Source organism: Aliiroseovarius sediminis (genome assembly GCF_022678485.1).
GTDB lineage: Bacteria > Pseudomonadota > Alphaproteobacteria > Rhodobacterales > Rhodobacteraceae > Aliiroseovarius > Aliiroseovarius sediminis.
Map to the genome: position 1 here is coordinate 255,909 of NZ_JALBYP010000018.1, position 26,622 is coordinate 282,530.

27 protein-coding genes and 1 tRNA gene are annotated in these 26,622 nt (G+C 59.1%); 18 read left to right on the plus strand and 10 right to left on the minus strand.

Going from position 1 to position 26,622, the window contains the following annotated elements; all coding sequences use genetic code 11:
- Positions 1-24: 24 nt before the first annotated feature.
- Positions 25-948 carry an MBL fold metallo-hydrolase gene (locus tag MN186_RS01355; RefSeq protein ID WP_242111030.1) on the minus strand — a complete coding sequence of 308 codons (924 nt, stop codon included), beginning with the start codon at positions 946-948 and terminating at the stop codon, positions 25-27.
- 88 nt (positions 949-1,036) lie between these two features.
- Between MN186_RS01355 and MN186_RS01360 the strand changes: the two genes are divergently transcribed.
- Positions 1,037-2,380: an ATP-binding protein gene (locus MN186_RS01360; RefSeq protein ID WP_242111031.1), complete on the plus strand. Its 1,344-nt coding sequence runs from the start codon at positions 1,037-1,039 to the stop codon at positions 2,378-2,380.
- 31 nt (positions 2,381-2,411) lie between these two features.
- On the opposite strand, the gene MN186_RS01365 is transcribed toward MN186_RS01360, so the two are convergent.
- Positions 2,412-2,487 (minus strand) — tRNA-Ile (locus MN186_RS01365).
- 123 nt (positions 2,488-2,610) lie between these two features.
- On the opposite strand from MN186_RS01365, the gene purM reads away from it, so the two are divergent.
- The 3 genes from purM (at position 2,611) to rnd (ending at position 5,521) form a co-directional block, all read left to right on the plus strand.
- Complete coding sequence (purM, locus tag MN186_RS01370; protein ID WP_242111032.1) at positions 2,611-3,660, plus strand: phosphoribosylformylglycinamidine cyclo-ligase; 1,050 nt, start codon at positions 2,611-2,613, stop codon at positions 3,658-3,660.
- Entirely contained in the window at positions 3,657-4,268 is a 612-nt protein-coding gene (purN, locus tag MN186_RS01375) for a phosphoribosylglycinamide formyltransferase (RefSeq protein WP_289069411.1), read from the plus strand. Before purM ends, purN begins: the two co-directional genes overlap by 4 nt.
- 92 nt (positions 4,269-4,360) lie before the next feature.
- Positions 4,361-5,521, plus strand: a complete 1,161-nt coding sequence (gene rnd, locus MN186_RS01380; protein ID WP_242111033.1) for a ribonuclease D — start codon at positions 4,361-4,363, stop codon at positions 5,519-5,521.
- A gap of 28 nt (positions 5,522-5,549) precedes the next feature.
- On the opposite strand, the gene MN186_RS01385 is transcribed toward rnd, so the two are convergent.
- Complete coding sequence (locus tag MN186_RS01385) at positions 5,550-6,029, minus strand: hypothetical protein (RefSeq protein ID WP_242111034.1); 480 nt, start codon at positions 6,027-6,029, stop codon at positions 5,550-5,552.
- A 139-nt stretch (positions 6,030-6,168) separates the two neighbouring features.
- On the opposite strand from MN186_RS01385, the gene MN186_RS01390 reads away from it, so the two are divergent.
- Positions 6,169-6,579 carry a SufE family protein gene (locus MN186_RS01390; protein ID WP_242111035.1) on the plus strand — a complete coding sequence of 137 codons (411 nt, stop codon included), beginning with the start codon at positions 6,169-6,171 and terminating at the stop codon, positions 6,577-6,579.
- Here the strand turns inward: MN186_RS01390 and MN186_RS01395 are convergent, their stop codons facing one another.
- The 3 genes from MN186_RS01395 to MN186_RS01405 form a co-directional block, all read right to left on the minus strand.
- Positions 6,580-7,218 carry a DUF1638 domain-containing protein gene (locus MN186_RS01395; RefSeq protein ID WP_242111037.1) on the minus strand — a complete coding sequence of 213 codons (639 nt, stop codon included), beginning with the start codon at positions 7,216-7,218 and terminating at the stop codon, positions 6,580-6,582.
- A complete protein-coding gene (locus MN186_RS01400; protein ID WP_242111039.1) occupies positions 7,215-7,400 on the minus strand; it encodes a hypothetical protein in 186 nt (61 codons plus the stop codon). Before MN186_RS01400 ends, MN186_RS01395 begins: the two co-directional genes overlap by 4 nt.
- Before the next feature lie 80 nt (positions 7,401-7,480).
- Positions 7,481-8,185 (minus strand): corrinoid protein, encoded by a 705-nt coding sequence (locus tag MN186_RS01405; protein WP_242111040.1) that lies wholly within the window; start codon positions 8,183-8,185, stop codon positions 7,481-7,483.
- A gap of 181 nt (positions 8,186-8,366) precedes the next feature.
- On the opposite strand from MN186_RS01405, the gene MN186_RS01410 reads away from it, so the two are divergent.
- Positions 8,367-9,461: a PA0069 family radical SAM protein gene (locus MN186_RS01410; RefSeq protein ID WP_242111041.1), complete on the plus strand. Its 1,095-nt coding sequence runs from the start codon at positions 8,367-8,369 to the stop codon at positions 9,459-9,461.
- 69 nt (positions 9,462-9,530) lie between these two features.
- On the opposite strand, the gene bmt is transcribed toward MN186_RS01410, so the two are convergent.
- From bmt to MN186_RS01425, 3 genes are all read right to left on the minus strand, one after another.
- Positions 9,531-10,550, minus strand: coding sequence for a betaine--homocysteine S-methyltransferase (gene bmt, locus MN186_RS01415; protein ID WP_242111042.1), 1,020 nt, complete (start codon positions 10,548-10,550; stop codon positions 9,531-9,533).
- 554 nt (positions 10,551-11,104) lie between these two features.
- Complete coding sequence (locus MN186_RS01420) at positions 11,105-11,419, minus strand: DnaJ family domain-containing protein (RefSeq protein WP_242111043.1); 315 nt, start codon at positions 11,417-11,419, stop codon at positions 11,105-11,107.
- Positions 11,420-11,708: 289 nt separating this feature from the next.
- Positions 11,709-12,020 carry a DUF1476 domain-containing protein gene (locus MN186_RS01425; protein WP_242111044.1) on the minus strand — a complete coding sequence of 104 codons (312 nt, stop codon included), beginning with the start codon at positions 12,018-12,020 and terminating at the stop codon, positions 11,709-11,711.
- Between the two features lie 240 nt (positions 12,021-12,260).
- Between MN186_RS01425 and purC the strand changes: the two genes are divergently transcribed.
- The 6 genes from purC (at position 12,261) to MN186_RS01455 (ending at position 18,215) form a co-directional block, all read left to right on the plus strand.
- A complete protein-coding gene (gene purC, locus MN186_RS01430) occupies positions 12,261-13,025 on the plus strand; it encodes a phosphoribosylaminoimidazolesuccinocarboxamide synthase (protein ID WP_242111045.1) in 765 nt (254 codons plus the stop codon).
- Positions 13,026-13,037: 12 nt separating this feature from the next.
- A complete protein-coding gene (purS, locus tag MN186_RS01435; protein ID WP_242111047.1) occupies positions 13,038-13,268 on the plus strand; it encodes a phosphoribosylformylglycinamidine synthase subunit PurS in 231 nt (76 codons plus the stop codon).
- Entirely contained in the window at positions 13,268-13,936 is a 669-nt protein-coding gene (gene purQ / locus MN186_RS01440; RefSeq protein WP_242111049.1) for a phosphoribosylformylglycinamidine synthase subunit PurQ, read from the plus strand. The genes purS and purQ overlap by 1 nt, the downstream gene beginning before the upstream one ends.
- Positions 13,937-13,971: 35 nt before the next feature.
- Positions 13,972-15,741: a sensor histidine kinase gene (locus tag MN186_RS01445; RefSeq protein WP_242111050.1), complete on the plus strand. Its 1,770-nt coding sequence runs from the start codon at positions 13,972-13,974 to the stop codon at positions 15,739-15,741.
- A 32-nt stretch (positions 15,742-15,773) separates the two neighbouring features.
- Entirely contained in the window at positions 15,774-17,108 is a 1,335-nt protein-coding gene (locus tag MN186_RS01450) for a sigma-54-dependent transcriptional regulator (RefSeq protein ID WP_242111051.1), read from the plus strand.
- Positions 17,109-17,216: 108 nt separating this feature from the next.
- Positions 17,217-18,215 (plus strand): TDT family transporter, encoded by a 999-nt coding sequence (locus tag MN186_RS01455; RefSeq protein ID WP_242111052.1) that lies wholly within the window; start codon positions 17,217-17,219, stop codon positions 18,213-18,215.
- On the opposite strand, the gene MN186_RS01460 is transcribed toward MN186_RS01455, so the two are convergent.
- A complete protein-coding gene (locus MN186_RS01460) occupies positions 18,212-18,565 on the minus strand; it encodes an MmcQ/YjbR family DNA-binding protein (RefSeq protein ID WP_242111053.1) in 354 nt (117 codons plus the stop codon). The genes MN186_RS01455 and MN186_RS01460 overlap by 4 nt on opposite strands.
- A 192-nt stretch (positions 18,566-18,757) precedes the next feature.
- Between MN186_RS01460 and cysS the strand changes: the two genes are divergently transcribed.
- From cysS to MN186_RS01490, 6 genes are all read left to right on the plus strand, one after another.
- The gene (cysS, locus tag MN186_RS01465) at positions 18,758-20,218 is read left to right on the plus strand and encodes a cysteine--tRNA ligase (RefSeq protein ID WP_242111054.1); all 1,461 of its coding nucleotides are present in this window, start codon (positions 18,758-18,760) and stop codon (positions 20,216-20,218) included.
- A 118-nt stretch (positions 20,219-20,336) separates the two neighbouring features.
- Positions 20,337-21,956, plus strand: a complete 1,620-nt coding sequence (cimA, locus tag MN186_RS01470; RefSeq protein WP_242111055.1) for a citramalate synthase — start codon at positions 20,337-20,339, stop codon at positions 21,954-21,956.
- Positions 21,953-22,753 carry a squalene/phytoene synthase family protein gene (locus MN186_RS01475; RefSeq protein ID WP_242111057.1) on the plus strand — a complete coding sequence of 267 codons (801 nt, stop codon included), beginning with the start codon at positions 21,953-21,955 and terminating at the stop codon, positions 22,751-22,753. The genes cimA and MN186_RS01475 overlap by 4 nt, the downstream gene beginning before the upstream one ends.
- Before the next feature lie 118 nt (positions 22,754-22,871).
- Positions 22,872-24,059 (plus strand): ectoine hydrolase DoeA, encoded by a 1,188-nt coding sequence (doeA, locus tag MN186_RS01480; protein ID WP_242111059.1) that lies wholly within the window; start codon positions 22,872-22,874, stop codon positions 24,057-24,059.
- Positions 24,060-24,062: 3 nt separating this feature from the next.
- A complete protein-coding gene (gene doeB, locus MN186_RS01485) occupies positions 24,063-25,055 on the plus strand; it encodes a N(2)-acetyl-L-2,4-diaminobutanoate deacetylase DoeB (protein ID WP_242111060.1) in 993 nt (330 codons plus the stop codon).
- 193 nt (positions 25,056-25,248) lie between these two features.
- A complete protein-coding gene (locus MN186_RS01490) occupies positions 25,249-26,622 on the plus strand; it encodes an aspartate aminotransferase family protein (RefSeq protein WP_242111061.1) in 1,374 nt (457 codons plus the stop codon).

Sequence of the window (26,622 nt, forward strand, 5' to 3'; positions counted from 1 at the left end):
GCTGCAAGGGCTATTCTCGTTTTTTCAGCTGATCCTCAGAAAATACGCGTTGGCCTCTAATTGTGGGGTTGCGGTGACGATTTTTCGGGTGGAAAGGTCGATCAAATGGGCAAACACGTTGCGTTCGGCGGCGGGCAGCAGTGCAGGGGGTGTGTCGGTATAAATAGCCCGTGTCAGGGCGGGAATGGTTGTGGGATGACCGTTTGACATGGCGGTCAGGATGTCGTGTTCGCGTGTCGTGCGGTGGGCGATCAGCCAAGCCAGTCGCTGGGCGGGGTCGCTGATTGGATCTCCATGCGCTGGATAGAAAAGGTGATCCTGGCGGGCGGCGAGTTTCGTGCAAGATGCCATGAAGGCGGTTAGGTCACCATCCGGCGGAGAGACCAAAGAGCTGGCCCATCCCATAACATGATCTCCTGTAAAAACAATATTATCCAAAGCAAAGCTAAGGTGGTTTGAGAAGTGGCCGGGGGTCCAGACGGCCTCGACTTGTAAGCCGCCCGCATCGAATACCTCGCCGTCCGATACGCAGATATCGGGGGCGAAGCGCGCGTCAACGCCTTCGCCGCCTGACCGCAATCCACGGGCGACAAGGTCGTCCATCATGGGGCTGCGGCCTGCACGCGCATCGCCAAAGGCGATCACGGGCGCGTCGGTGCGGTCGGACAGATGTGTGGCGAGGGGCGAATGGTCCAGATGCGCGTGGGTCACAAGGATCTGCGTCACCCGTTCACCACGGGAAAGTCCGGCCAGAATCGCGTCAAGATGAGTGCGGTCGGCGGGGCCGGGGTCGATCACCGCGACGTCGCCTTCGCCCAGCACAAATGTATTCGTACCCCAATATGTCATGGGCGAGGGGTTGGGGGCGATGATCCGACGAATGCCGGGGCCTATCTGCACCATCACGCCGGCAGGCGGACGTTTTTGGGGATCGGGTGTGTCTGCCATCGTCGTCTCCGTCCATCGAATCCTTGGCGATAGTAACGCTGCGCTGTCGCTGCTTGGCAAGCGGGGCGCTGCGTCATAGGGTCCGGTCATGGTTCAACTGCCTAAAAACCGCTTCCTTGATTTTGCGTGGCTGAAACAGTTCATGCCGCGGGGTCTGTATGGCCGGGCCGCGATGATCTTGATTGTGCCGATCGTGATCTTGCAGCTTGTCGTCTCGGTCGTGTTTATTCAACGACACTTCAATCGGATTACGGTGCAGATGACCTCTGGCATTGTTTTGGAGCTTGCCTATCTTCGAGCCGAGGTCGAAGCGGCCCCGACACCCGCTGCGGCCCAGACGCGCGGGGCGCAGGTGGTTGGACCGCTGGCAATGCAGATGCAGCTTCCGGGCGTGCCGGTTATGCCTTCGATCCGGTTCACTGATTTCACCGGGCCGCTGGTGGCGCGGACGTTGCAGGCGGGTTTGCCCGCATTGACAGGGGTCGATCTGACAACGTCGCGCGAAGCTGTGGTGGTGGGCGTTGACACGCGGCACGGCCCGATGCGTGTGCAGTTTTCGCGCGACCGCGTGTCGGCGTCAAACCCTCATCAATTGCTTGTTTTAATGGTGGCGACGGGCGTTCTGATGACGTTGATCGCCTATCTGTTCCTGCGCAATCAGATCAAACCGATCCGCCAACTGGCCCGCGCGGCGGAAGCGTTTGGTAAAGGGCAGGTGGTGCCCTACAAACTGGCGGGCGCGACCGAGGTGCGATCAGCTGGCAAGGCATTTCTGGACATGCGCTCGCGGCTTGAGCGGCAGATCGAGCAGCGCACTCTGATGCTGTCAGGCGTCAGCCATGACCTGCGCACACCGCTGACCCGGTTGCGGCTGGGACTGGCGATGATTGACGATGACAGTCGGGACGATTTGGAGCGGGACGTGAAGGATATGGAGCGTCTGGTGGACCGTTTCCTGAGTTTTGCACGTTCAGATGCGCTGGAAGACGACCCCGAACCCGTTGATCTTGCCGCGTTGACCAGACACTTGGCCGATAACGCCGCACGGGCCGGGCAAAACGTGGTGTTGGGTGACGTGGTCGATCCCGGCAAGTATCCCGTGCGCCGGGCGGCACTTGAGCGGGCGTTGGAAAACCTGTTGGGCAACGCGACGCGCTATGGTTCGAATGTGCGGCTGTCTTTGGTGATGGGGCGCGGTGATTTGCGCTTCGTTGTAGAAGACGATGGCCCGGGCATTCCACCCGACACGCGCGAAGAGGCATTGAAGCCATTTGCGCGTCTGGACAAGGCGCGCAATCAGGATAAAGGGTCCAGTGTGGGCTTGGGATTGGCTATCGCCAGTGACATTGCGCGCGGGCATGGTGGTCATCTTCGACTGGGCGACAGCGCTGATCTGGGGGGCTTGAAGGTCGAGTTGGTTTTGCCTCGTTGACACCCGGCGCCTGACTGGCGCTGTTTCGGTATGGTAGGCCCGGCAGGATTCGAACCTGCAACCAAAGCGTTATGAGCGCTCTGCTCTAACCGTTGAGCTACAGGCCCACTGCAAACTCGGCTGTTGCCCTTGCTAGCAAACTGGTGCGCGGCGTCAAGCGAGGCGTGGACTCTTTGCCCCCCTTAAGCTATCGCAGGCGCAGTTTTTATGCAGGTCAACCGGGGGACCAGATGAGCAACGCATCCAAGGGCATCACCTATGCCGACGCAGGCGTGGATATTGACGCGGGCAACGCATTGGTTGAACGGATCAAACCCGCCGCCAAACGCACCAACCGTCCGGGCGTTATGGCTGGCCTTGGGGGATTTGGCGCGCTGTTTGATCTGAAAGGCGCCGGCTTCACCGACCCGGTTCTGGTGTCTGCCACGGACGGTGTCGGCACCAAGCTGCGCATCGCGATTGACACGGGTAATGTGGACACGATCGGCATTGATCTGGTCGCCATGTGTGTCAATGACCTTGTGTGCCAAGGGGCAGAACCGCTGTTCTTCCTTGATTATTTCGCCACGGGCCGTCTGGAAACGGACAAGGCCGCGCGGATCATTGAAGGTATCGCCAAGGGGTGCGAACTGTCCGGCTGTGCGCTGATCGGCGGCGAAACCGCCGAAATGCCCGGCATGTACGAGGACGGGGATTTCGACTTGGCCGGCTTCTCGGTCGGCGCGATGGAGCGCGGCGAGGACTTGCCCAAAGGTGTGCGGGAAGGTGACGTGTTGCTGGGTCTGGCCTCGGACGGGGTGCATTCGAACGGTTATTCGCTGGTGCGCAAACTGGTCGAGGTCTCGGGCCTTGGCTGGGACGCGGATTGTCCGTGGAATGGCGATATCACGCTGGGCGAGGCGCTTCTGGCCCCAACGCGCCTTTATGTGCGTCAGGCGTTGGACGCGGTGCGGGCAGGGGGCGTTCACGCGCTAGCCCATATCACCGGCGGTGGCCTGACCGAAAACCTGCCGCGTGTGCTGCCCGACGGATTGGGCGCTTTGGTCGATCTGGATGGATGGGATTTGCCGCCGGTTTTCAAATGGTTGGCACAAACAGGCCAGATGTCTGAGGCAGAACTGCTAAAGACCTTCAATTCGGGGCAGGGCATGGTGTTGGTCGTTGATGCTAAGCAGGCGCCCACCCTGACCGAACAGCTGACCCAAGCAGGCGAGCATGTCACGCAAATGGGCCGCGTCCAGTCGGGCGAAGGCGTCAGCTATCTGGGGTCGCTTCTGTGAGCGACACGGGCGGTACGCATAAGCGGGTCGCCATTTTGGTTTCAGGCGGCGGTTCGAATATGGTGACGCTGGTCAAGTCGATGACCGGCGACCACCCCGCGCGGCCCTGTCTTGTTCTGTCCAATGTGCCGGATGCCGGTGGGCTGACCAAAGCCCGCGACCTGGGCATTCCGACCGCCGTTGTGGACCATCGCGATTTCAAAGACGACCGCGCAGGGTTCGAGGCTGCGTTGAATGCAGCGCTGGAACGTGCGCGGCCCGACATCATCTGTCTGGCAGGCTTCATGCGTATCCTGACCGAAACCTTCACCAGTAAATGGTCCGGACGCTGTCTGAACATCCACCCGTCGCTTTTGCCGAAATACAAAGGGCTGCACACGCACCAACGCGCCATCGACGCGGGTGACGCGGAAGGCGGCTGTTCGGTGCACGAGGTCACGGCAGAACTGGATGGTGGCCCGATTGTTGGACAAGCCCGCGTGCCGATCTTGCCGGGCGACACCGCCGATACACTGGCCGCACGGGTGCTGGTGCAGGAACATCTGCTATATCCAGCCGTGCTTCGCCGTTTTGCAAGTGACGACAGATCGCTTCTGCGTTTGTCCTGACCCCTTACCCCAAGGCTTTTCTTTTTTGTGCTTTCGCCGTAAACCCGTCAAAACACGCTAGCGCACCCCGAAAACGAGCAGAAAGACCCTGTATGATCACGATTACTACGACCGAGGCGCTGGCCGAATTTTGTACCCGCGCCGCCACGCATCCTTACGTAACGGTCGATACCGAGTTTCTGCGCGAACGCACCTATTATTCCAAACTCTGTCTTGTGCAGATGGCTGTGCCAGGCGATGCGGATGAAGATGCTGTGCTGGTTGATCCTCTGGTTGAGGGGTTATCGCTTGACCCGCTCCACGACCTGTTCCGTGACGAGAGTGTGGTCAAGGTGTTCCACGCTGCCCGACAGGATCTTGAGATTTTTTTCGTCGAAGCGGGTGTTTTTCCCAAACCGCTTTTCGACACGCAGGTCGCTGCGATGGTCTGCGGCTTTGGCGATCAGGCGGGGTATGAAACGCTTGTGCGAAAGATCGCAAAGGCGCCGATGGACAAATCCAGCCGATTCACCGACTGGTCCCGCCGTCCGCTGACCGATGCACAGAAGAAATACGCCATCGGCGATGTCACGCATCTGCGCCAAATTTATGAATACCTCGCCGCCGAGCTTGAAAAAAGCGGGCGCGGGCCATGGGTCGAAGAAGAACTTTCCATCCTGACCGACCCGGCCACCTACACAATTCAACCCGAGGACGCGTGGAAGCGCTTGAAAACACGTACGAATTCATCGCGTTTTCTGGGTATTGCAAAAGAACTGGCCCGGTTTCGTGAAGCTTATGCGCAGTCGCGCAACATCCCCCGCAACCGGGTGATGAAGGACGACGCGCTGATGGAACTGGCATCAACTAAACCGCGCAGTTTGCAGGATCTGAACCGTTCGCGGCTTCTGTTGCGCGAAGCCCGCAAGGGTGAGATCGCCGATGGTATTCTGCAAGCCGTCACCGCAGGTGTCGAAACGGCGCAAGAGGATTTGCCGAGCGCGCCCGACAAATCTCGTGACAAGTTGCAGGTGAACCCCGCGCTTGCCGATCTGTTGCGCGTGCTTCTAAAGGCGCGGTGCGAACAAGAGAGGGTGGCGCAGAAGCTGATCGCATCAGCGGCTGATCTGGATGCGTTGGCGGCAGGCAAGCGTGACGTGCAAGCATTGCGTGGTTGGCGGGCGCAGGTCTTCGGACAGGATGCCGTACGCTTGTGCGAGGGAAAGCTGGCGCTGGCAGCCAAAGGTCAACGGGTCGAGGTGTTCGAGGTCTGAGAGCGCCCGACCTGTGTGCGCCCTAAGCTTATCGGCTGGCTGAACGGCTGTTGCTTTCGCCGATCACGCGGATCGACCTGACGCCTTGCAATCGGGCGTTCGAGACGAAGCGCCCCACATAGACCTCGCGCTGCTTTGGGCGGCCTGCGTTGGTGCGATAGGGCGGTTCAGATATGCGGAACATATATGTCAGAACACCATCGACGGCCCGCCCGCCGTTTTCGGCCACCAGTTGCGCATCCCAATAGCCAAGCCGCGGTGGCAGGCCCTTGGCGCGGATAATGGCGCCGCCTGTGCTGCGCAAGACTTGCAAATCCACCACCTGCGTGACCAGCCCGCGATACTCCTGATCTTCCAGAAACCCGCCTTCGGGCACCACGGCGACCTCTTTCACGCCGTCGGATTGAAACCAGTTGAAGGGATTAAGGCTCGCGCCGCCGCCACAGGCGCTTAGGCCAAGGACAAGGCTGCTCATCACGGCAGGCAGGACAAAACGGCGCAGGGTCATGGTCGCTCCTCTTCTTCTGAACAAAGGGTTAGCCCATGCGCGCCGCTTTGAAAAGAGAACACTGCACACCCGGCCGGGTCTGGACCTTTGACGCACTTCACCCTAACTGAATGACGACGGAAAAAAAGGATCACACACCATGGCCAGCGCCGTATTTGAAGAGATTGTCGAGGATTTCGAGTTTCTGGATGACTGGGAGGATCGCTATGCGACGGTCATCGACATGGGTAAATCGCTGCCGCCGATGGATGACGCGCTAAAAGTGCCCGCCACAAAAGTTGAAGGTTGTGCCAGCCAAGTCTGGCTGCATCCGGAAATCGAAGGCGGGACCTTCCGGTTTCGCGGTGACAGCGATGCGATGATCGTAAAGGGGCTGATCGCGGTTCTGGGCGCGCTTTATAACGATCTGCCGGTGTCCGAGGTGTCGAACGTCGATGCCCCAGCCGAACTGGCGCGCTTGGGGCTGAATGAACACCTGTCTTCGCAACGGTCGAACGGGCTGCGCGCGATGGTTGAACGTATCCGTCTGCACGCCGCCGAAGCGGCCTGATCAGGCAAGCGGTTTCAGGGCGGTTTTCAGATCGCCAAATCCCGTGAATTTTCGTTCATAGCGTAATCCAAGCCGCTCGGCGGCGGCTTGCGCCATTCGGTCAAGGTCGGGATTGTCGGTCTGTGCCAGATAAATCAGCCGCGTGTAGTGCTGGAAATACATGTCACGAAGTTCGGGATGGCGATCCAGCCCCAAGGGCTTGATGACGAAGCTTTCAAACCCGCGCGCCAGAAAATCGGTCAGATAGAAGACGTCGATCTCTCCGTCCGCGTGGGCCGCGAATGCGTCATTGCCCTCAAAAAAGCTGTAACAATGGGGGCCGCGGATCATCTCGATCCCCAAGTCGTCGCACAAGGCGGCCAGTTGTCCGCCGGTGCCACAATCGGCATAGGCCACAAAAATCTGGTCGAAATCGGCATGATGCTTGTCATACGCTGCGCGCACCGCGTCAGGGATGCGTTCGGGCGTATTGTGCAGGATCGCTGGCAGGCAGGTCAGGCTCATGTGATCCCAGCCGTTCAACCGGATCAGCGCAAGAATTTCATTGGCCAGCGCGCCGCATGCCAAGATCAGAACCTTGGCTGAAGTATCGGTGGGCAACAGCCCTTTATGCGTCAAATCTTCGTCGCTTGGCTTCATTTCTCGTCTCCTCTCGAAAGGCCACGAATGCCGATCGAGGCCAGCATGACCAATGGCAGAAGTGCCATCGCGACCTGACCGTCGAATTTGCCCGAGGCTGCCGCGAGACTGCCCACGAGAACTGTCAGACCACCCGACAAGATCACCAGCGTGATCAGAAGAAAGAAACGTGTTTTGCTCATGCTTTCTATCTGGGGGCGGGTGTTGCAAAAGAAAAGGGCCCCGCCGTGTGGGCAGGGCCTTGATTTGGATCTGGCCCGGATCAGCCGGCTGCAAGCTGGTTGTGTTTGCGCGCCATGTATTCCTTCGCGGTCTCAACAGCAACGGCGGCGTCACGGCAATAGCTGTCAGCACCGATCGCCTTGCCGAATTCTTCGTTCAAGGGCGCACCGCCCACCAGAATGGTATAGTCGTCACGAATGCCTTTTTCGACCAACGCGTCGATCACCACCTTCATATAAGGCATGGTCGTGGTCAGCAGGGCCGACATGCCCAGAATATCCGCTTCTTCAGCCTCCAGTGCTTCAAGATAGCTTTCGACGGCGTTGTTGATGCCCAGATCAACCACTTCAAAGCCCGCGCCCTCCATCATCATCGACACAAGGTTCTTGCCGATGTCGTGAATGTCGCCCTTCACCGTGCCGATCACCATCTTGCCCATCCGCGGCGCACCGGTTGCGATCAGAAGCGGCTTCAGGATCGCCATGCCGGCCTTCATCGCGTTGGCGGCCAGAAGCACCTCGGGTACGAACAGGATGCCGTCACGGAAGTCGTGGCCGACGATGGTCATGCCGGCAACCAGCGCTTCGGTTAGAACGTTGTACGGTTGCCACCCGCGCTCAAGCAGGATGTTCACGCCCTCGGTTATTTCTTCCGCAAGCCCATCATACAGGTCGTCATGCATTTGAAGGACAAGCTCTTCGTCGCTCAGCTCGCTCAGGATGATATCGTCGTCTTGGTCGGACATGGCTGCCGTTCCTTAGATAAAACTCGTTCTGGTCACTTTCAGCATGCGACCGTTTGGCACGCTTGGTCTGGACCGATTGCGACATTGATTGCGCTGGGACCGACCAAATGGCAAATGAATAATTCGCTATGAGATAGTGAATCCGCTTCATACGTTCCCTTTTTGTTCTTATACTCAGTTTATGGAGTCAGAGCAGAATGGCAAAATCAGGGCCGAGGCGCGGCGCGGGCGTGGGGCCGTCACCAATGCGGTAGGGCGGTTCGAACCATACGCCCGCGTTGGGTTTGATGATGGCTGGCATCAGGATGCGCCGCGCGCCAGTCAGACCCAGGTGGCTATCGAAAACCCGCGCAGCGTGATCACCCGCAACACATCGCCCGACATTTCATTCGACCGCTCGATCAACCCCTATCGCGGGTGCGAGCACGGGTGCATCTATTGTTTCGCGCGGCCCAGCCATGCCTATCTTGGCTATTCTGCCGGGCTGGATTTCGAAACGCGGCTGATTGCGCGGCCGGGTGCGCCGGACCGCTTGCGGCAGGAACTGTCGCGCCCGCGCTATCAGGTTGCGCCCATCGCCATCGGCACCAACACCGACCCCTATCAACCGATCGAGGCGCGGTATCGCGTGATGCGCGGTGTGCTTGAGGTTCTGTCGCAGTTTCGTCATCCCGTCACCATCGTCACCATCGTCACCAAGGGCACGTTGATCGAACGCGATATTGATCTGTTGTCTGACATGGCGCAGGCGGGGCTGGCCCATGTCGGTATTTCGTTGACCACGCTGGATGCCACTGTCTCGCGCCGGATGGAGCCGCGCGTGCCAAGCCCCAATCGCCGATTACAGATGATCGAGCGCCTGGCCGGGGCCGGGGTGCCTGTGCGGGTTATGGTGGCGCCCGTTATACCCGGCCTGACCGATCACGAGCTTGAGGCAATCATGGGCGCGGCAAAAGACGCGGGCGCGATGTCGGCAGGCTATATTCTGCTCAGACTGCCGGGTGAGGTCGCGGAATTGTTCGAGGAGTGGTTGAAGGAGTATTTTCCCAACCGCGCGGCACGCGTCATGGGACGGATGCGCGGAATGCGTGGGGGGCGGGATTACAACGCAGAGTTTGGCGCGCGCATGGTCGGGCAGGGCGCATTCGCGGATCTTCTGCGCCACCGGTTCGCGATCACCCGCAAACGGCTTGGCTTCCCTGGACATCTTCCCAAGCTGCGCGGCGACCTGTTCGCGGTGCCTCCGAAACCCGGTGATCAGCTCACGCTTTTCTGATCTGAGCGTGCTGGAACAGAAAACGAGCGCGAAATGCCCCCGTTTTCCAATCTCGTTTCCAGTCTCGTCTCAGCCCCGCCGGCGGCGTGATCGCCGCTCGGGCTTCGCCCCCGCATCGTCGCCAGTGCCGTCCGATGCCGAGGAAAACCCACCAAGCGCTGCGGTGATCTGGTCCAGCGTGGGCCGCGTGTCGCTGCGGGGCTGCGTTTCCAGCGCCTCGCGCATGGCACGCAGGTGTTCAGGCGTGGTGCCACAGCAGCCGCCGATGATGGTGGCGCCGCAATCGCGTGCAAGCACCGCGTAGGTCGCCATCAGATCGGGTGTGCCATCGTAATGAATATGCCCGTCCACATATTTCGGAATGCCCGCGTTGCCCTTGGCGATGATCGGTCGTTCGCTGCCTTGGGCGGCAAAACCCAGAACCGTGCGCAACAGGTCGGATGCGCCGACGCCGCAATTGGCACCGAAAGCCAGCGGCGGCAGGCTCAAGGTCTCGACCATCTTGGCCAGATCGGCGGATGTCATACCCATCATGGTCCGCCCGGCCGTGTCAAAGCTCATCGTGCCGCACCAAGGCATCCCGGCCAATTCAGCGGCGCGGCCGGCGGCCTTGTATTCTTCGGGGGCCGAGATCGTCTCGACCCACAGCACATCGGCGCCGCCTTCTTTCAGGCCCTCGGCCTGTTCGTGAAACATCTCAACCGCGCTGTCGAAGGTCAGGCTGCCCATCGGCTCCATAATGTCACCGGTGGGGCCGACCGAGCCTGCCACAACCACCTTGCGGCCTGATGCATCTGCCACCTCGCGACCCAATTCGGCGGCGGCGCGGTTCAATTCGCGCACGCGGTATTGCGCGTTGTGCAGTTTCAGGCGCGACGCGTTGCCACCGAACGAGTTGGTCAGAAAGATATCTGATCCTGCATCGACCGCGCCTTTATAAAGTGCGCGGATATTGTCCTGCTTTTCCACGTTCCAAATTTCGGGCGCATCACCCGAGGTCAGGCCCATATTGAACAATGTGGTTCCGGTCGCGCCATCGGCCATCAGCCAATCGCGGTCCATCAAAAGTTGGGTTAGCGCGTCCGTCATTTGGGGTCCCCGCAAGGTGAAAAAGAGTTGCGCGCTACCTGCCACGTATTGCGGGTGGGCGCAAACCTTAAGCGTTTTTCAGAAGGTCGGAATGGCACCTTTTCGCGAAAAGCCGCGCGCTTGAATACGATTGACTGTTTCTGGGTGGCCATTGATGCGTGTCAGCTTTCCGTTGGGCCTTGTCGGAAGGTTCCGATTGCTCAAGAATATCTAGCAAGAAATCGTCCTGGCTCTCATCTTTACGCATCAGCAGGCAAAGATAAAAAGCGTGAATTAACAGGTCGATTTTTTGGCGGTTTTGCAAATCCCCGAACAATAAGGGGCGCCGTCTCGGTGCAAGCCCCTTAGCGGATGTGTTAAGGGTCGCGGCTCGTGTACGCGGCCTGGTTTGGCAAAACCCGCTCCGAGCCCAAGAAATGTCAAATGCGGCGTTCAACACGGATGTCAGTTTCACAAATTCGGCCTTGGGATTTTGAAGCCTCTCTAACCTGGACCAGTTGAGTCAACGAGAACGCGAAGCCGCCGTTGCGGAAAGTGAAGTTGGCGTTTCAGACTCAGCCGTATTTGCGCAAGGCTTCCAGTTCGAGGTCCAACCTCAGCTGCTGGTCAGCAATTTCTTTCATCAAGGATTTGCGAACAGCCTCATCGGTTTCAGCTTGCAGCGCCTGTCGAAGCTTTGTGACTTTGTTTTTCAGATGCACAGCCAACGGCTTGACCCGGTTCTCTTTCATAAGACGATCAATGACCGCATCTTTGGGGTTGGAAAGAAACTCCAGCGACTTTCCCGCCCCCGGAAGGTTCTGGAATTCGTCCGACCTGTCGGCGGCTTTGATCGCCATTTCGATTGCAGAGTTGAGTGGATGTGACATGAACCAACGCCTCTCAATTGTCTGCTTCTTAGAGGGTCATTTATTCGGCTTTTGTTATCCCGCTCTGACAGAACTCTCATAAGTGACCGCTCAAACTGATGCCTGCATCAGCGACTTTGCCCTGCGGGCCGGTACATGAAACCAAGATACCCTCGCAGAAAACTGCGAGGGTATCTTTTGTTCAAAGCAACTATACGCTGGGTGCGTCGCTTGACCGATTCAACACATCCGGCAAGTGGCTTGATCCCGGTGGGGGCGCCATTTCAAACGTGCTTGTGCGGTAGGTCGATCAGACCTCGGCGATCAACTCGCCTTTGGCGATGGCCAAGAACTCGGCCCGTTTGGCGCGAACTTCCTCGGGGGTGGTGCTGCTGACGTCGCCCGTGACCTTGCGCACGACATCTTCGTGCCCGGCCTCTTCAAAATCGGATTTCAGCACCTCAAGCGCATAGGCTTCGGCGTCTTCACCGGATTTGCCCAGCTTTTCGGCGGCCCACAGGCCCAGTTTCCGGTTGGCACGGGCTTCGGCTTTAAAGATCATTTCTGCATCATGTGCAAACTTGGCCTCGAAGGCACTTTCGCGTTCATCAAAGGTGGTCATTACGTTCCCTTTTTCATGGACTGGCACCTTCGGCGTGCCGAATAGCGCTGTTAGGTAATGATATGCCAATGACGGACGGTTATTGCAACTCCGCTATCGTTCGAATATCGGGGAAATCCTGTCTGAGCGGTGATATTCTTGCCCAGCGTCAGGCTTTCACGTATAGGGCGGGCATTGGCGGGAGTCGCGCGGGCAGGGGTCCGCCATAGGCTGCACCCCGCTCCGCCTGACGGAGGTCCCATGGCACGGCGAAAGAAAATTTACGAGGGCAAGGCGAAGATCCTTTATGAAGGGACCGAGCCGGGCACGATCGTCCAATATTTCAAAGACGACGCCACTGCCTTCAACGCCGAAAAGAAAGACGTGATCGACGGCAAGGGTGTGTTGAACAACCGGCTGTCCGAGTTCTTCATGAAGGGGTTGACGCAGCTTGGTATTCCCAACCATTTCATCAAGCGCCTGAACATGCGCGAACAGCTTGTGCGCGCGGTCGAAATCGTGCCGCTGGAAGTGATCGTGCGCAACGTGGCCGCAGGGTCTATGGCCAAGCGGCTGGGACTGGAAGAAGGCACGCCGTTGCCCCGCCCGATTGTCGAGTTTTCTTATAAGGATGACAGCCTTGGCGACCCGCTTGTGCCCGAAGAATACATCGCCGCGTTCGGCTGGGCCAGCCAACAGGAAATGGACGAGATCGTGTCAATGGCCCTGCGTGTCAATGATTACCTGTCTGGCGTCATGTATGGGGTCGGCATCAAGCTGGTCGATTTCAAGATCGAGATGGGCCGGGTTTATGAGGGCGATTTCCAACGTCTGATCGTGGCCGATGAAATCAGTCCCGATAGCTGCCGGCTGTGGGACATGGAGACCGGGCAGAAGCTGGACAAGGATGTGTTCCGCCGCGATCTGGGTGATTTGGCTGACGCCTATACCGAGGTCGCCCGCCGCTTGGGCGTCATGCCGTCCAACGTGACCCACACCCCCCAAAAACCGACTCTGATCAACTGAGGATATGCCCCGATGAAAGTTCGTGTAGACGTGATGCTGAAAACCGGTGTTCTGGACCCGCAGGGCGAGGCTGTGCGCCACGCGCTTGGCAATCTGGGCTTCTCGGGCGTTGAAGGCGTGCGGCAGGGCAAGGTGATCGAGCTGGATCTGGCCGACGGTACGTCCGAGGAGGATGTTATAAAGATGTGTGAAAAGCTGCTGGCCAACACGGTGATCGAAAACTACCGGATCGAGGTGCTGTGATGAAGGCAGGCGTCATCGTCTTCCCGGGTTCCAATTGCGACCGCGATCTTGCGGTCGCGTTTGAGCGGGCCGGGGCGCAAGTTTCAATGATCTGGCACAAGGAAACCGAGCTGCCGTCCGATCTGGACATGGTGGCGGTGCCCGGCGGGTTTTCGTTTGGGGATTACCTGCGCTGCGGTGCCATCGCCGCACAGTCCCCGATCACCCGGTCGCTGATTCGTCACACCGAACGCGGTGGGTATGCTTTGGGCGTGTGCAACGGCTTTCAGGTGTTGACTGAAACCGGCATCCTGCCGGGGGCCTTGATGCGCAACGCGAACCTCAAGTTCATCTGCAAGCCCGTTGGTTTGAAAGTGGAAACGACCGATTGCGATTTTCTGGCCGGATATTCGAAGGGACAGGAACTTATCGTGCCAGTCGCGCATCACGACGGCAATTATCAGGTGACCGACGAAAAGCTGACCCAATTGCGCGACGAAGGGCGGATCGCGTTCACCTATACCGACAATCCCAACGGCTCGACCGGGGATATCGCCGGGGTGATTTCTAAAAACCGACGGGTGCTTGGAATGATGCCGCATCCGGAACGCTGCGTGGACGATGTTCACGGAGGCACCGATGGCGCGGCGATGTTCCGCTCGTTGGTGGACAGCGTCGTTTCGGCGTGATTGCGAAGCAGGCCCTTCGGGCCTATCGTTGACGGATGGCCAATCTTTCGAACCGACCCGCTTTGCCACCTCGCCCCGGGGTTAGCTTGCGCGCGCGTTTCGTCCTTGTGGCGTTGGTATCGCTTGCTGTGTTGGTTGTTTATGTGTCGAACCGTTGGCTGACCGAACGCTACACCGAGACCACGCGCAACCGGGCCGAGCTGCGCGTGGCGTTGTATTCGGGTAACCTGCTCAGCGAATTGCAACGAAATTCAGTCGTGCCGTTGCTCTTGTCGCGTGATCCAGCGCTGATCAACGCGTTGAATACCGGCGATTATTCGCAAAGCACTGCACGTCTTATCCCTTATCGCGACGAGATCGAGGCCGCCTCTCTGATGCTGTTGGACGGTGATGGGCGCGCGGTCGCTGCCACCACCCGCGAGATGCTGGGATCGCAGCACCGCACCAGCCCCTATTTCGTCAATGCGCTACGCAGTTCCGAAACGGTGTTCACTGCGGTTCAGACCGAAGCGGGGGCATATGAATTTTCCTATTCTCGCAAAATTGACGACAAAGACGGCGTAATCGGGGTGATTGTGGTCAATGTGGACCTGCGCAAATTTGAACGAAGCTGGTCGGGCATCTCGGATGCGGTTCTGGTCACGGACAGCGAGGGCAACGTGATTCTGGCGACCGAACCCCGTTGGCGCGGAAAACCGGAAGGCGAGGCGTTGGCGACCGTGTCTGCGACAGAAGCAATCCGGCGCAGCGTGCGGGACGCGGCCGATTGGTCTGGCCTGCCGTCTGATGTGTTGTTTCTGGGCGAAGAGGTGATGCGCCACGAAAGCCGCGTACCGTTTCAAGGCTGGCGAATCGCGTCTTTCACGTCCTACGCATCGGTGCGCGAAAAAGTGAATGCGGTTCTGGCGCTGGAAATCATGGCTTTTGCGATGTTGCTGTCGCTTTTGTTTTACCTGATCAGCCGCCGGGCGCAGTTGCGATCTGTCCTGTTTGCGCAGGAGTCGGCAGACCTGCGCCAGCTGAACGTCGCCCTGCAACGCGAGATCGCCGAACGCAAACGCGCCGAGGAAAACCTGCAGGTTGCCGAACAGACGCTTGCGCAAAGTTCGAAACTGGCGGCATTGGGCGAAATGTCCGCCGCGGTCAGCCACGAACTCAATCAGCCGCTGGCGGCGATGAAGACCTATCTGGCGGGCGCCAAGCTCCTGTTGCAACGCAAACGACCCGATGAAGCCGCGTCAAGTTTTCAACGGATCGACGATCTGATCGAACGTATGGGTGCGATCACTCGCCAGCTGAAAAGCTATGCCCGCAAGGGTGGTGAGGCGTTTGAACCGATGGATGTGCGCGCAAGTGTCTCCACCGCGCTGTCCATGATGGAACCTCAACTGAAAAGCCGCGAGGTCCGCATCACGCGCAATATTCCGCGCGAACCGGTCATGGTTATGGGTGATCGCTTGCGTCTTGAGCAAGTGTTGATCAATTTGCTGCGGAATGCGCTGGACGCGACAAAAAGCGTTGATTTGCCACAAGTTGATATCATCGTCAGCCGTGGCGACTATGTTTTGATCACGGTGCGCGACAATGGAAACGGGGTCGAGGATTTGGATAACCTGTTTGAGCCCTTTTATACCACCAAGTCGCCGGGCGACGGTGTGGGGCTTGGTTTGGCGATCTCGTCGGGGATCGTTGCCGATCTGGGCGGTCGTCTGACCGCGCGAAACGGACAGGATGGCGGCGCGGTGTTCGAGGTTGAACTGCCCGCGCTTGACGAAGAAGAACTGGACGTTGAAGCCGCCGAATAGCGGGGACGATGCATACCACCGAGGAGGCCGCCATGGCGCAGGCAATGAAGATCGCGATCGTCGACGACGAACAGGATATGAGGCAATCCATTTCTCAATGGTTGTCGCTGTCGGGGTTCGAAACTGAAACCTATCCATCCGCCGAAGATGCGTTAAAGGTGATCGGACAGGATTATCCCGGTGTTATCATCTCGGACATTCGGATGCCGGGAATTGATGGCATGGGGTTTTTGAAGAAACTGATGGGCATCGACAGCTCGCTGCCGGTCATCATGATCACGGGGCATGGCGACGTGCCAATGGCGGTCGAGGCGATGCGCGTTGGTGCATACGATTTCCTTGAAAAGCCGTTCAACCCCGATCAACTGACCGACTTGGCCAAGAAAGCAACACACAAGCGGCGACTGGCGATGGATGCGCGTGCTTTGCGCCGGGAATTGTCCGACGGTTCGACCATCATGAAGAAGTTGATCGGGGCGTCGCCTGTCATGTCGCGACTGCGCGAGGATATTCTGGATATCGGCCAGTCTGACGGGCATGTGTTGATCGAAGGCGAAACCGGGACCGGCAAAACGCTGGTCGCCCATGCGCTGCACGCCGTTGGTGCGAAAGCCGGCAAGAAATTCGTTGTCGCCACATGTGCAGGCCAAGACGAAGATGACCTGACCCGCCGCCTGTTTGGCCCGATGGAAGAAGGTGGCACGCAGCCATTGGTCGAAGAGGCGCGCGGCGGCACACTGGTTCTGGAAGATATCGAGGCGCTGCCAATGGGCCTTCAAGCCCGCCTGCTGACCTGGATGAACGATCAGGGCACGCCAGCCGAAACCCGCGTCGTGGCGATCTGCAACCTTCAGGAACAAGGCAAGACCTGCGAAGATTGCCTGCGCCCGGACCTGTTCTATCGTCTGGCCGCGATGAAAATCACCCTGCCACCCCTGCGCCAGCGGGGCGAAGATATCCTGATGCTGTTCACCGGCTGTGCCGACCAGTTCGCTGATGAATACGGCTGCGCCGCCCCCACGGTCAGCGCGCAGGAAGCCGCCCAGCTTCTGCAAGCGCCGTGGCCCGGCAACATCCGCCAGTTGATCAACATCGCCGAACGGGCCGTGTTGCAGTCGCGGCGCGGCACTGGCACGATTTCGTCCCTTCTGATGTCGGACCATGACGAGGTGCAGCCGGTCATGACGACCGAGGGCAAGCCGCTCAAGGAATATGTCGAAGCGTTTGAACGGATGCTGATCGACAACACGATGCGCCGCCACAAGGGGTCGATCGTCGGGGTGATGGATGAACTGTGCCTTCCGCGTCGAACCCTGAACGAGAAAATGGCAAAATACGGGCTGCAACGGTCGGATTACCTGCAATAGCGGCGCGACGATCTCATCCACGGCCTGCGGCAATCGGGCCGGGGCCGGGGTCTTCCGTTGAGCTTCCTTGCGCGTTACATCAGCCAAGAGCCGACGAAGGAGCGCCCCATGGCCAAAGCCCCGTATTTTCCACCCCCGCCGCCCATCCCGCCTAAGACGCGCATGTTTCAGCGGATGCCACCTGCGGTGTTCACGCCAATCATGGGGGCCTTCGGGCTGGGGCTGGCGTGGCGGCGCGCGGTGGACATATTGTCGGCGCCTGCGGGGATCGGTGAGCTTTTGCTGGGCGCCACAACGCTTCTTTATCTATTCAGTATAGCAGCTTACGTCATGAAGCTGATTCAACGTCCCGGCACCTATGTCGAGGATCTGCGCGTCCTGCCGGGCCGGGCTGGGCTGTCAGCGATGGTGTTGTCGGGTTATCTTCTGTCTGTCACCATCCTCAACTACTCGATTGTGCTGGCGGGGGCGGTGCTGCTTCTGTTTCTTGCGTTGCACTTGTTCTTGGCGGGCCGGGTCATTCACTTGTTGATTACCGGCCCGGCCGAGGGGCGGATCGTGACGCCCGTTTGGCACCTATTGTTCGCCGGTTTTGTGCTGGTGCCCTTGGCGGCGGTGCCATTGGGGCTGACGGGGTTGGCGACCGTGACCTTCTGGGTCGGGTGTCTTGCGGCGGCGGTTATTTGGGGCGCCAGTATCGCGCAGGTCCTGCGCCAATCCGTTCCTGCACCGCTACGACCGCTGTTGGCGATTCATCTGGCACCGGCCAGCGTTCTTGGCACTTCGGCTTATCTTCTGGGAAACACCCAGTTGGCATTGGTGTTCAGCGTGGCGGCGATTGCGATCCTGACGCTTCTGGTGGTTCGCGCCCGCTGGCTGCTGAGCGCCGGGTTCAGCCCGCTTTGGGGTGCGCTGACCTTCCCGATTGCGGCGTTTTCGACGCTGATGCAAATGGCGGCGGTGATTACGGGCAACGATCTGCTGCGGGTCATCGCGGGGCTAAGCCTTGTCGCGGCCACACTTATCGTGTTGCCCATCGTCTATAAGGTCATCCAGATGTGGACCCGAGGTGTCTTGGCCACCAAGACCAACGCGGCGACCGCTTAGCTGTCCACGTCGAAGGGCGCGAGCGTGGCTCGCGCCTTTTTCGTCAGGCTTGCCCGGATCAGCGCATAGGACCTGTGTATGCGGTGGATCAATTCGTCCTTGCCCGCGTCAAACGGCAACAGCACCCATGAGCGATGGAAATAGGGGGCTTTCGCGCCCACGCCAACCTCGATCAGCATGGCAGCGGTTTCAACATCCGGCGTTTTGACCGATACGCCGGGGGTTTCGGCGCCAATCGCTGTGAAAATCTTGCCGCCGACTTTCCAGATGTCGTGACCCGGCCCAAATGGCTCGGACCATTCCGCGCCGGGCAGGCCTTCGCATATCTTGTTCACGGTGTCACGGGTCATAAGGACACGATAACCCGCTTGGCAGGCGCAGGGAAGGGTGCTAGCGTGCAGGTCATGAAACGGAACAGCATCACCATTATCTGCTGCATTACCCACTGACATTGTCAGGCGGGCCGTTCTTCTATTCCATACATGTCAGGAACTTGCTAAGCCCGCCGCGGGAACGCGTATGCGCAGGTTTGCGAGGACATTATGACGGACATCAAGCTTTACAACACGATGGCGCGGGAAAAGCAGGTCTTTACCCCGATCGACCCGAAAAACGTCCGCATGTATGTCTGTGGGCCGACGGTCTATGACCGCGCCCATCTGGGCAATGCGCGGCCCGTGGTCGTGTTCGACGTGCTCTATCGGCTGCTTCGTCATGTCTATGGGCCAGATCACGTAACCTACGTGCGCAACTTCACCGACGTGGATGACAAGATCAACGCGACCGCGCTTCAGCGCAAGGAAGCGGGCGCCGAGGGCACGTTGGAGGAGTTGGTGCATGAGCGGTCAAACGAGACCATCGGCTGGTATCTGCAAGACATGGGTGCGCTTGGCGCGCTTGAGCCGGACGAGATGCCCCGCGCGACCGAGTTCGTCGGGCCGATGATCGCGATGATCGAGGACTTGATCGCCAAGGGTCACGCCTATGAAGCCGAGGGCCATGTGCTGTTCGCGGTTGAGAGCTACAAGAACTACGGACGCCTGTCGGGCCGATCGGTCGATGACATGATCGCCGGTGCGCGGGTCGAGGTCGCGCCTTACAAGAAGAACCCGATGGATTTCGTGCTGTGGAAACCGTCCACTGATGATCTGCCGGGGTGGGATAGCCCCTGGGGCCGGGGCCGTCCGGGCTGGCATATCGAATGCTCAGCCATGAGCTATGAATTGTTGGGGGCAACCTTCGACATTCACGGTGGCGGCAACGACCTTCAGTTCCCGCACCATGAAAACGAGATCGCCCAGTCGAAATGCGCCCACCCCGACGCGGGGTTTGCCAATTACTGGCTGCACAACGAGATGCTACAGGTCGAGGGCAAGAAGATGTCCAAGTCGCTGGGCAACTTCTTCACCGTCCATGATTTGCTGGAGCAAGGCGTGCCGGGCGAGGTGATCCGCTTTGTCTTTCTTGGCACGCATTATCGCAAGCCGATGGATTGGACCGAGAAGAAGGCAGAGCAAGCTTTCAATACAGTTAGGCGCTGGCAGGCTCACGCCCAAGCAGTCGGGTTTGGAGAGCGAGGAGAAGGTGTTGGAGACAATGTCGAGGTGATCCCGGGTTTCGTTGAGGCGCTGTCTGATGACCTAAACACGTCGCTAGCTTTGACGCTGCTAGATCGCTTTGAAAGAGAGTACTTGCGTGAAGAAAATGTTGAACTGGATATGGTAGCGCAGTTCTCACGAAGTCTTAGATTGATCGGACTGGACGGGAAGAGAAAGGACCAGAATGCGTTTCCTGAAGAGATCGCCGCTCAATTTGACAAAGCGTCTGCATGGTCTCGCATTGGCACAATGATTGACGCGGCCAGGACGGAAAAAAACTTTGATGAGGCAGATCGGATTCGAGACGCCGCAAAAGCTGCTGGATTTGAAGTCCATACAACCAAGGACGGCACTATACTTTCGGAAACATTGGACTCCGATTATTCCAAACTGGAGGGTTTGTGATGTCCTCATTCGCACAGGACAGCGCACGAGCTTGGGTGGGTGCGAAGCGCCCTCCCGTGGGGAGGGTCGGGCGCTGTCCGGTCTATCGACCGGACGTAACGAGTAGCGAGGGCAACCGATGACCGAACGCCTCTACATCTACGATACCACGCTGCGTGATGGTCAACAAACACAAGGCGTGCAGTTTTCTCTGACGGAAAAGCAGCAGATCGCAACCGCGCTGGACAGCCTCGGCATGGACTACATCGAAGGCGGTTGGCCCGGTGCGAATCCGACCGACAGCGACTTTTTCGCGGCCGCCCCCAATACCCGCGCGACCTTTACCGCGTTTGGGATGACCAAACGGGCCGGGCGCTCGGCTGAGAATGACGAGGTGCTGGCGGGCGTGATGAATGCGGGCACGCCGGCGGTCTGTCTGGTCGGCAAAAGCCATGATTTCCACGTCACCACCGCGTTGGGGATCGAGCTGGACGAGAACGTGGAAAACATCCGCGCCTCGGTCGCCCATCTCGTCGCGCAGGGACGCGAGGCGCTCTATGACGCCGAGCATTTCTTTGATGGCTACAAGGCCAACCCGGACTACGCGCTGGAGTGCCTGAAGGCCGCGCATGACGCTGGGGCGCGCTGGATCGTGCTGTGTGACACCAATGGCGGCACGCTGCCCCACGAGGTGCACCAAATCACTAAGGCGGTCATTGCTTCGGGCATTCCCGGTGACCATCTGGGCATCCACACCCATGACGATACGGGCAACGCGGTCGCGTGCAGCCTTGCGGCCATCGACGCAGGCGCGCGGCAGGTGCAGGGCACGCTGAACGGGCTGGGCGAACGTTGTGGTAACGCGAACCTCACGACGCTGATCCCCGTGCTGTTGCTTAAAGAACCCTATGCTAGCCAGTTCCAGACGGGCGTTAGACGCCAAAGACTACAGGGGCTGACCCGCATATCGCGCCAGTTGGACGACATCCTGAACCGTGTGCCCAATAAGGCCTCGCCCTTTGTGGGGTCATCTGCCTTTGCGCACAAGGCCGGGCTGCACGCCAGTGCCATTCTGAAAGACCCGACCACCTATGAACACATTCCGCCCGAAACGGTGGGCAACGCGCGCATCGTGCCGATGTCGAACCAGGCAGGGCAGTCAAACCTGCGTGCCCGACTGGCGGATGCGGGGATCAAGGTAGCCAAGGGTGATGCTCGTCTCGGCGACATTCTGAACCGCGTGAAAGAGCGCGAGGATCAGGGCTATGCCTATGACAGCGCGCAAGCCTCGTTCGAGCTGATCGCGCGGGACGTGCTGGGGCAACTGCCGCAGTTTTTCGAGGTGAAGCGCTATAAGGTCACGATCGAGCGACGCAAGAACAAACGCAACCAGACAGTCAGCCTGTCTGAAGCCATCGTCGTCGTGAAAATCGGCGATGAAAAAAAGCTGTCTGTGTCCGAAAGCATGGACGAGACCGGCACAGATCGCGGCCCCGTAAACGCACTGGCGCGGGCTCTGGCGAAAGACCTTGGGCCGTATCAGGACATCATCGACGATCTGCGGCTGGTCGATTTCAAAGTGCGCATCACCCAAGGCGGGACCGAGGCGCAGACCCGCGTCATCATCGACAGCGAAGATCGCGACGGCCACCGCTGGTCAACTGTGGGGGTAAGCCCGAACATCGTCGATGCCTCGTTCGAGGCGCTTCTTGACGCGATCACTTGGAAGCTTCTGCGCGATGGGGCGCAACCGGCATGACAGACAACCCGGATCAGGACCCCATTGCGGCTTGTGCCGAGATCGTCCAGAAGGGCGACCCCGACCGGTTTCTGGCGACCATGACGGGCGCCGTGGCCGAACGAAAACGCTTGTTCCCGCTCTATGCATTCAACCTGGAAATCGCCCGCGCGCCCTTCATGACGCAAGAACCGATGGTCGCGATGATCCGCCTGCAATTCTGGCGTGATTTGATTGAGGCCGCGGCCGACGGGCAAGAGGCTCCGCGCCATGAGGTCGGACAGCCGGTCTCGCAACTGGTCGTCTGGGGCGATATACGCCCCGCGCCCTTGTTGCGAATGATCGAGGCGCGCGAGGGGGACGCGCATGGCCTGTCACGCCGGTCGGTCGATGATATCCGTGGGTATGTGCGCGCAACGGCGGGGGCGTTGATGCTGGCCGCGGGGCAGGCGACGGGGATTACGGATTTTGAAGGTGACCACGACACCGATCAGGCGTTGGAGGATGTTGGCGAGGCGTCCGGCCTTGCCAACTGGCTGATGTCGCAGCAAGCGCTGATGGCAGCCGGGCGTGGGCATGTGATGCCGGACGAAGTTGTAATCGCGACGCTGTGCAAAGCCGGTTTAAACGCGCTTTCACGCGGGCAGGCGGTCCTGGACGGACGCGATAACCCGGCCCTGCGCAGTGCTTGGCAGGCGAAAGCGATCTTGCGACAGGCCGCGAAACAGCCCGGACTTGTCGCGACAGGTGGCTTGGGCCAGTCCGAATTTGCCCGGCGCGGTGGTCTGTTGTGGCGCACCATGATGCGGCGCTGGTGACGGCGCACGCGTTCAGCCCGACATCTAAAGATCGTTTTCCTTATCGCAATGCTTGCCAAGAATCACATCCTTGCGTCAGGTAGGCGGTGGGGAATGCTGGTCTTGCGGGGTAAACAGGATGGATGCAGCGAAGCTTTGGTTTGCGCAGGACGAATACGACGACCGGCTGGGCAAGACGCGGCGGGCGATGGCGCAGCGCGAGATTGATCTGCTGATCGTCACTGACCCGTCCAATATGAACTGGCTGACTGGATATGATGGCTGGTCGTTCTATGTGCATCAATGCGTCATCGTCACGTTGGACGGCGCGCCGATCTGGTTTGGTCGTGGGCAGGATGCGGCGGGCGCGCTGCGCACCTGTTATATGTCGCCAAACAATATCATCGGTTATCCCGATCATTACGTGCAATCCACCGAGCGCCATCCGATGGACTACCTGTCGGCCCAACTGGCGGATCGCGGGTGTGGTCAAGGCCGTATCGGGGTCGAGATGGACAATTACTGGTTTACCGCCGCAGCTTTCGCATCGCTGCAGACACACCTTCCCAACGCCGAATTCACCGATGCCACTGCATTGGTCAACTGGCAGCGCGCCGTAAAATCCGAGACCGAGATAGAGTATATGCGCCAAGCAGGTCAGATCGTCGGCAACATGCACCAGCGGATTTTTGACAAGGTCGAACCGGGTCTGCGAAAATGCGATCTGGTGGCTGATATCTATGACGCCGGTCTGCGATATGACAATACGCTGGGGTATGGTGGTGACTATCCGGCCATCGTGCCACTGCTGCCTTCGGGGGCGGATGCTGGGGCACCGCATCTGACATGGGACGATCAACCGATGAAGCCCGGCGAAGGCACGTTTTTCGAAATCGCAGGTGTCGTGCACCGCTATCACTGCCCGCTGTCACGCACTGTCTTTCTGGGCAAGCCGACGCAAACCTTTCTGGACGCGGAAAAGGCGGTGCTGGAAGGGATGGAGGCGGGGCTGGACAAGGCGCGCGCGGGCAATACCTGCGAGGACATTGCGCTGGCCTTCTTCGGGGTGTTGAAGAAGTACGGAATCGTGAAAGACAACCGCACCGGCTATTCCATCGGACTGTCCTATCCGCCCGATTGGGGCGAACGCACCATGTCGCTGCGACCCGGTGACACCACCGTGCTTCAGAAAAACATGACATTCCATTTCATGACCGGCCTATGGATGGAGGATTGGGGTTTCGAAATCACCGAAAGCATACGCATCGGTACGGATGGCCCGGAATGCCTGTCCAACGTGCCCCGCAGTTTGTTTGTGAAGGATTAGGCCATGATCGACACTCCGATTGTTCCCACCATCCCGCTGGATCAGGACGGCGCGCATCACGGTTTTCTCAGACTGCCATACAGTCGCGATGACAGTGCGTGGGGGTCCATCATGATCCCGATCACGGTCATCATGAACGGCCCCGGTCCTACGGCGCTGTTGACGGGAGGCAATCATGGCGATGAATACGAGGGGCCGATTGCCCTTCAGGAACTGACTGTGACCCTGAAGCCCGAGGATGTATCGGGACGTGTCATCATTGTGCCTGCGTTCAACTATCCCGCCTTTCGCGCAGGCACGCGGACCTCACCGATTGATCGGGGCAATATGAACCGGATATTTCCGGGCCGCCCCGATGGCACGCCCACTGAAAAGATTGCTGATTTTTTTCAACGCGTGTTACTTCCGATGGCCGATGTAGCGGTCGATTTCCACTCGGGGGGAAAGACACTGGACTTCGTTCATTTCGCTGCCGTGCATTTCCTTGAGGATAAGGCGCTTGAGGCTGACTGCATTGCGGCCATGCAAGCCTTCAATGCGCCTTATTCGGTACAGATGCTCGAAATTGACAATGTGGGCATGTATGACACGGCAGTTGAAGATATGGGCAAGGTTCTGGTCACGACCGAATTGGGCGGGGGCGGCACATCTACCGCGCGGTCGAATGCGATTGCCAAGAAGGGCGTGCGCAACGTGTTGATCCATTTCGGTATATTGCAAGGTGAAATGCAGGTTGATGATACGATCACGCTGACAATGCCCGACGATGACTGCTATTTGTTCAGCCTAGGCGATGGGATGTACGAGGCGATGGTTGAGCTTGGCGATCCAGTCAAGAAGGGCGATGTTGTGGCGCGACGCTGGCCGCTGGACCGCACCGGCCAGTTGCCGGTGAACTACCATGCTCGGCTTGATGGCATTTTGATCAGCCGCCACCATCCGGGGCTGATCAAGGCGGGCGATTGCGTGGCCGTGATTGGTGTGGCCGACGTCTGACAGGGCTGGATTTCGCAGCGTTGATACGCTATCCAATCTACATCCCAAGCAATAAAGGCATTGCGCGCTGCTGCTGGGGCTGAGCGGAGCCAACCCGCCCGACCCGAAGCCGCACGATGCCACGGGTCCATGCGCCAAGGCTCCTGTCATGACAGAACCCGGCCGCGCGCCGCCTGAACGCTTGAGGTAAGACATGCTTCACAATGACCAATTAGATCAGTGGGATCGCGAGAACTTCTTTCATCCCTCGACCCATCTGGCGCAGCACGCGCGGGGTGAAAGCCCGAACCGCGTGATCCGCACCGCCTCTGGCGTGCATATTGAAGATCGAGACGGCAACAAGCTGCTGGACGCATTTGCCGGGCTTTATTGCGTCAATGTCGGCTATGGCCGGCCCGAGATCGCGGATGCCATCGCCGAACAAGCCCGCGAACTGGCCTATTATCACTCCTATGTCGGGCACGGCACCGAGGCGTCGATCACCTTAGCCAAGATGATACTGGACCGGGCGCCAGCTAACATGTCCAAGGTCTATTTCGGGCTAGGCGGGTCTGATGCGAATGAAACCAACGTGAAATTGCTGTGGTATTACAATAATATCCTGGGGCGACCCGAGAAGAAAAAAATTATCTCGCGCTGGCGAGGCTATCACGGGTCAGGGCTTGTGACCGGGTCGTTGACGGGGCTTGAGCTGTTTCACAAGAAGTTCGACCTGCCGCTGGCGCAGGTCATTCATACCGAAGCCCCGTATTACTTCCGCCGTGACGACCTGACCCAAAGCGAGGCCGATTTCGTCGCCCATTGTGTCGCCGAGCTTGAGGCACTGATTGAACGCGAAGGGGCCGACACCATCGCGGGATTCATCGGCGAGCCGGTTCTTGGCACGGGCGGTATTGTGCCCCCACCAGACGGTTATTGGTCGGCCATTCAGGCGGTTCTGGCAAAGCATGACATCCTGCTGATTGCGGATGAGGTTGTGACTGGTTTTGGCCGTTTGGGCACCATGTTCGGGTCGGAACATTACGGAATGACCCCGGATATCATCACTATCGCCAAAGGGCTGACATCAGCCTATGCGCCGCTGTCCGGCTCTATCGTGTCGGACAAGGTTTGGAAGGTGCTGGAGCAAGGCACGGACGAAAACGGCCCGATCGGCCACGGCTGGACCTACTCCGCCCATCCGATCGGGGCGGCGGCGGGTGTGGCAAACCTTAAGCTGATTGATGATCTGAACCTGATTGAAAATGCGGGTGCGGTGGGCAGCTATTTGCAGCAAGGGTTGAATGATGCCCTCTCGGAGCACGCCAATGTAGGCGATATCCGCGGCGAAGGGATGCTGTGTGCCGTCGAGTTTGTGCAGGACAAAGATGGTCGGACCTTCTTTGACGCAGCCAACAAGATCGGCCCGCAGATTTCGGCCAAGCTGCTTGAAGAAAGCAAGGTAATCGCGCGCGCCATGCCGCAAGGCGACATTCTGGGCTTTGCGCCACCGTTCTGCCTGACACGGGACGAGGCGGACACGGTGATCGCCGCGACAGCGCGCGCCGTGAAAACCGTTTTGGGCTGA